Raw genomic sequence first — 1,861 nt, forward strand, 5'->3', positions numbered from 1 at the left:
TATACTGTTGGATTTACCTATGATGAAATGGATAAAAGCTATATTGATATTCCAGAAATAGACTATTCAGAAGGAGAAATATTTGTTTATGGATTCATACAAAAATTAGACTATGAAAGAAATGAGATAATAATAGAACAATATATGGATGACGATAGTATAAAAATTAGTCCTATATTAAAAGTTAGAGAAGATGCAGTATTTATTATTCAAAGAAACAAGAAAAAGATGAATATAGATTTTGAAGATTTTAAAATAGGAGATAGGCTTGGGATTATAATAGATAGATATGGATTTGCTAGAGGAATAATTGTTAGTGTATGAAAGAATAAATCCTTTTTTCTTGGATAAATTTGAAATGACAAGAAACAGCTCTCTATTCCTATTTCACCAAATATATAATATAATAGAACCAATAACAATATAATGAGAGGTGGGAAATGAGCAATATCGTATTATTCATCATGGTTTTATTTTCTATTATAGGCGGGATAGATAGACTATTAGATAATCGTAATGGATTAGGAAAAAGATTTGAAGAAGGTTTTAAAAGTATGGGTTCTTTGGCTCTTACTATGATTGGAATTATTAGTTTATCTCCAGTTATTTCTCAATTAGTGACTCCGATCCTGTTTCCGTTATCCAAATTAACAGGGGCAGATCCTTCTGTATTTATTTCTAGTATATTGGCTACTGATATGGGAGGATATTCAACTAGTATAGAGATTGCAAAGAGTCAAGAGATGGCTGAATACACTGGGTTGATACTAGCCTCTATGATGGGGGCAACTATTTCCTTCACAATACCTATATCTTTAAATTTAGTTTCTAAAGAAGACTTTCCCTTCTTTACTAAAGGAATTCTTGCAGGGATTGTAACAATTCCAATAGGTATGGTAATAAGTGGGTTAATAATGAATATTTCCATTAGAGAAATTTGGATAAACTTAATACCTGTAATTATTTTGTCTATGTTAATTGTAATTGGGTTATTTAAATTTCAAGAAATAACTATGAAAATATTCAATTTATTAGGTAAAGGCATTATGGTTATTAGTTTTATAGGTTTATTATTTAGTATAATAGATCTTATATTAGGAATAAAAATAATTCCCAATATGGCACCTTTTGAAGAAGGCATAGTAATAGTTGGTAAGGTTGGAGTTATCCTTTCTGGAGCATATCCACTCTTTTATATAATTCATGAAAAGTTTAATAATAAACTGAACAATATATCGAAGAAAATAGGGATTAACCAATTTGCTATATTGGGAATATTATCTTCTCTTGCAAACTGTGTGCCTATGTTAGCAATTTATGATAAAATGGATAACAAAGGAAAGGTAATAAACGCAGCCTTTGCAGTTAGTGGAGCATTCGTTTTTGGGGGACAACTTGGTTTTGTATCTGGTATATCTCACAAAGCTGTTACACCATTTATTATAGCAAAACTAGTTGCAGGGTTGTTTGGAATACTTCTTGCAAGTATATTAATGAAGGTTGCAGAAAAAGGAACATAAAGGATATAATAATTTAAAAGGAGGTAAGTATTTTGAAAGTAAATGAAAAAATTAAAAATTTGAGAAATTTGATGAAAAAAAAAGGAGTTAATGCTTACATAATTCCAACCTCTGATCCACACCAATCGGAATATTTAGCAGATTATTATAAGACTAGAGTTTGGATTTCTGGATTTACTGGTTCTGCAGGGACTGTTGTGGTAACAGAAGATGAGGCTATATTATGGACTGATGGAAGGTATTTTATCCAAGCGGAAAATCAATTAGCAGGCAGTGAAATTCAACTATTTAAAATGGGAATACCAGGTTTTCCAACCTATATGGAATGGCTAAAGGATAAT

The 1,861-nt window shown here is 30.0% G+C and carries 3 protein-coding genes; all 3 read left to right on the top strand.

Translation table 11 applies throughout. The features are described from left to right. Nucleotides 1-324, top strand: a 324-nt coding sequence (locus tag VK998_RS02570) for a hypothetical protein (RefSeq protein ID WP_325225135.1), incomplete at its 5' end; no start/stop codon positions are given. Nucleotides 325-440: 116 nt separating this feature from the next. Beyond that, complete coding sequence (gene eutH / locus VK998_RS02575; RefSeq protein ID WP_325225138.1) at nt 441-1,520, top strand: ethanolamine utilization protein EutH; 1,080 nt, start codon at nt 441-443, stop codon at nt 1,518-1,520. Nucleotides 1,521-1,552: 32 nt separating this feature from the next. Continuing rightward, nucleotides 1,553-1,861: aminopeptidase P family N-terminal domain-containing protein (locus VK998_RS02580; protein ID WP_325225140.1), on the top strand; the 309-nt coding region annotated here is incomplete at its 3' end.

The sequence above is a fragment of the Schnuerera sp. genome (assembly GCF_035459645.1).
GTDB lineage: Bacteria > Bacillota > Clostridia > Tissierellales > Tepidimicrobiaceae > Schnuerera.

Bases quoted from the DNA above. Each gene is read 5' to 3' on its own strand.
- eutH (WP_325225138.1), top strand. From the start codon at position 441: ATGAGCAATATCGTATTATTCATCATGGTTTTATTTTCTATTATAGGC.